Here is a 3,996-nt window from a genome sequence, read left to right as displayed (position 1 = left end):
ATCCTTACGATAGAGAAGCTTTTATAAATATAATTAATAAACCTTTTAGGTATGTGAGTAAAACTAGTATAGCTTATATTAGGGAATATAAGTATGAAAAAGATACTTTTGATATACTTATAGAAAAAGATGATACTCCACAATTTCAAAGAAAGAAGCTTGATGAACTAAAAAGAGATTTTAATTATATAAAGAAGTCATCATTAAGCAGTGGTATACAATATATAGTAACGGATATGGGATATATAGATTACCTTAAAACATATACAGAAAGATTTGGAGGTAATATTGAAGATTTAGAGGAAATAGTTGAAGAATTCAAAATGTCAGCTTCATCATTTAAAACTATCTTTGAATTTTTTGAGCATGTAGATGAAGTGGGAAAGAAGATAGAAGAAAGTAAAAGAAATAAGACAGAAGACAGAGTTTTATTAAGCACTATTCATGGTGTAAAGGGAATGGAGTTTAAAAATGTATTCTTAATTAACTGTAATGAGGACACAATACCACATTCATCTAGTAAAGAGGAAAATATAGAAGAAGAACGAAGATTATTTTATGTTGGAATAACAAGAGCAATAGATAATTTGTTTCTTTTTGTACCTAAGATGAGAAAAGGAAAGTTTAGGGATGTCTCTAGATTTATTGAAGAGGGAGGCTTTATGGAAATTGTTAAGGTTTCACATGGTCTAGTTAAGGATTCAGTAGTTACACATAAGGCTTTTGGAGCAGGAAAAGTAGTGGATGTTAATGGTGATGAAGTAGGGATTTTATTTCATGATGGAATGAAAAGAAAGTTCTCTGCTAAGGTTCTATTGGATAATGGATTAATATCTAAGTAAATATGATGAAATTTATCAAATATTGAATAAATATTGGTATTAATATATAATTTTAAGTAGGTTTATATCTCATGATATAAGCCTTTAATTATAGTTTTGCTAGGAAGAGGTTAATATGGATAAAGGTGTATTTAATCCTAAAGATATAATATTTTCTCTTGATATTGGTACTAGATCGATAATTGGTACCGTTGGAGTTGTAAGAGAAAAGAAGTTTGAAGTTTTATATGAAAAGTATAAAGAACATGAAGAAAGAGCTATGGTAGATGGACAAATTCACGATATAAACTTAGTTGCATCTGTAGTTAAGGATGTTAAAGAAAATATAGAACGTGAATTAGGAATACAGTTAAAAGAAGTATCGATTGCAGCAGCAGGTAGATTTCTAAGAACTGTTAATGCAATGGGGTGAAATAGAGCTTAATGGTGACGAAGAAATAGATGAAGAAATAGTAAGAAGTGTAGAACTAAGTGCTGTTAAAAAGGCTGAAGAGGAAGTAATAAAGAATACTGAAAGTAAGCTATATTGTGTAGGTTATTCAGTAAAAGATTATTATCTAAATTCCTATGTAATAGCAAATCTACTAGGGCATAAAGGGGAAAGAGTTGGAGCAGAGGTAATAGCAACTTTCTTGCCTAGATCAGTTATTGATTCATTATATACTGTTATGAATAAAGTGAATTTGAAAGTGTCTAATTTAACACTAGAACCAATTGCAGCAATTGAGGCTGCTGTTCCTAAGAATTTAAGATTATTAAATATAGCTTTAGTTGATATTGGGCAGGAACATCAGATATAGCTATAAGCTCAAAAGAAAGTATAAGTGCCTATGGAATGGTGCCTATGGCATTAAAAATGTCACTTCATCTTCCATGACCTTATACCTAATTCATCCTCTATAATTTTAGCCACCTCTTCTGCTACAGAAAATGATTCTTTATAACTTGACTTAATAATTTTTGTAAGTTCATTGTCTATATGTATATTTTCCATAATTCTTTGAATAGCAAATTTAATATGGGTTAAGAATCTAGCATAATCTAATGACTTTCTATCTATTTCTATATTTAACCTATCTTCAACATGTTCTACTATAGTACTTCCTAAATAACTATTCTTTAATGTATTTGATATCTTTCCATTATTTATTGCCGAATGTATATGCAGTGCTATAAATGCGATTTCACCATCAGGTATATCTACATTGCAATATGCTCCTACCTTTTTAGCAACCATATCTGCTAACATATATTCCTTAGAATATAGTGTTTCTATCTCAACCAAAAAAGGATTTTCAATCTCTTCATTATTTTTCAATCTTTTTACTGCAAAATATAGGTGATCAATTAATCCTATATGAATACTTTCATTTAACTCTTGATTTATTTTTTCCGATATTTCATATATAGCCTCTTCACATACAACAAAGAAGTCATTATCCACTTTTTCTATCATAGTATTAAGATTTTCAATATTATCACTATCTGCAATAGTAAATATCTTATCTACTTTTATTCCTTTTGGGTATAACATATCCAGGCTTCTTCCAAACCCTATTCCCTTAGCAAATAATATTTTTTCATGATCCTCTGAATTTACTAATATAATGTTATTATTAAATACCTTAGTTACTATTTCATCATTACTTAAAATCAACCTTTAATCACCCCTTACTTTATAATAGGTAATATGGTCTTTCCATCCACCATTTATATATAAATACTTTTTATTTATTCCTAACTCTTTGAAACCACAACCAATTAATACATGCTTTGAAGGTTCATTATCAACTAAGGCTGAAGCCTCTACTCTATGAAGATCTAAATCCTCGAATGCATAATTAACAACTAAGTTAACAGCTTCTTTCATATATCCTTTGCCTTGTTCATCTTTATCAATAGAATATCCAAGTATTCCACTTTTAAAATTCCATATACTATATTAGACAATTTAAGCTTTCCTATTAGGTAATCATCTTTAAATATGCCTAAGTCTACTGCTGTTCCATTTAAGAATTGTCTATAGCTATCACTCAATATATTTTTTGTACTTCATAAGTGTAAAAACTATTATCCCTTAAAGGTTCAAATGGTTCTAGATGTTTTTTATTTCTTATATAATAATCCAACAGATTTTGTGCATGCTCTGGAGCTAATAACTTAATATTAAAATCTCTACCTTCTATATTCACTAACTTATTCTGTTCCCATAATTATAATCACTTCTATTTATCCCCATGGATAATTCACTAAAATAATTTCCTTGTGAATATATATTTTCATTAAATATACCTTCTAGAACGAACCCTAAGTCTAAGAATGGGCTTACAGGAATAAGTTCAGAAATAAAGATATTAATTTTATTTACTCTTATTTCATTAAATACAGCTTTTAATACTAACTTTAAGGTTTCAATCAGTAAATCTTGATCATTAACTCTATAAAATTTAAACTTAATATCACATTTTCTATTCTCTTCATTTAAATCCATAATTATAAATCTACCAATGTTTATTTTATCCTTATCTTTTATAATATACTCATTAGAATTACCAGGACTTTTTAAAATGCTTATTCCCAATGTCTGTGGCATAAAGTCATCTCCTAAACCATCATATATAATAACCTATTATATATTATAGTTTAAAATCTTTACAATACAAGAAGTACAAAGTTGTGAAATTAATCAATTTAACATATATTTATTCTCTTCCTCATATATTTAATTAAAATTAATTACATAAGGAGGTTTTTCCATAAAATTATTAAAAAAGAATAAACAAAAAACTCTTTATTAATTCCTTGTATACTTATTTTTTTAGGTATCTTTATTGGTTATACTATTTTTTCTACTTCCTTCAAAATCGAAAAAACAATGGACACTTCCCGATGCATCAGGTACAGGGGTTAAATATCTAACAGAGGAAAGTATTATAAATAATATAAATGAAACTAATCTCTTAATTCCTTTAGAACTTGAGCTATCTGAAACAATTACTGTTGATGATAGTTGGGGAGACTTTAGCATATTTGAAAAATATAAAGAGATAACTTATTTTGCTGATTGTTCTTATATGATTGATTTATCTAAAATTTCCTCTTCTGATTTAAAAATGAATTCTACTACTAGAGATGTAGAACTTAATATCTCGGC

General features: G+C 27.8%; 2 protein-coding genes and 3 pseudogenes. 3 read left to right on the top strand and 2 right to left on the bottom strand.

The features are described from left to right. Positions 1-842 (top strand): 3'-5' exonuclease (locus DR024_RS04870; RefSeq protein ID WP_146742884.1); only part of this gene is annotated, 842 nt, incomplete at its 5' end. 115 nt (positions 843-957) lie between these two features. Beyond that, positions 958-1,692: pseudogene (locus DR024_RS04865) on the top strand (cell division protein FtsA); the annotation flags it as partial. A 9-nt stretch (positions 1,693-1,701) separates the two neighbouring features. Here DR024_RS04865 and DR024_RS04860 read toward each other — a convergent pair. Next, positions 1,702-2,499 carry a PRD domain-containing protein gene (locus DR024_RS04860; RefSeq protein ID WP_111918260.1) on the bottom strand — a complete coding sequence of 266 codons (798 nt, stop codon included), beginning with the start codon at positions 2,497-2,499 and terminating at the stop codon, positions 1,702-1,704. A gap of 3 nt (positions 2,500-2,502) precedes the next feature. Further along, positions 2,503-3,435, bottom strand: a pseudogene (locus DR024_RS04855) (GNAT family N-acetyltransferase). A gap of 238 nt (positions 3,436-3,673) precedes the next feature. Here DR024_RS04855 and DR024_RS04850 point away from each other — a divergent pair. After that, positions 3,674-3,996 (top strand): annotated as a pseudogene (locus DR024_RS04850) (hypothetical protein); the annotation flags it as partial.

It is taken from the genome of Clostridium paraputrificum (assembly GCF_900447045.1).
Taxonomy (GTDB): Bacteria; Bacillota; Clostridia; order Clostridiales; family Clostridiaceae; genus Clostridium; species Clostridium paraputrificum.
Note: the sequence above shows the minus strand (reverse complement) of the source record. Positions and strands in the feature narration are given on the sequence as shown.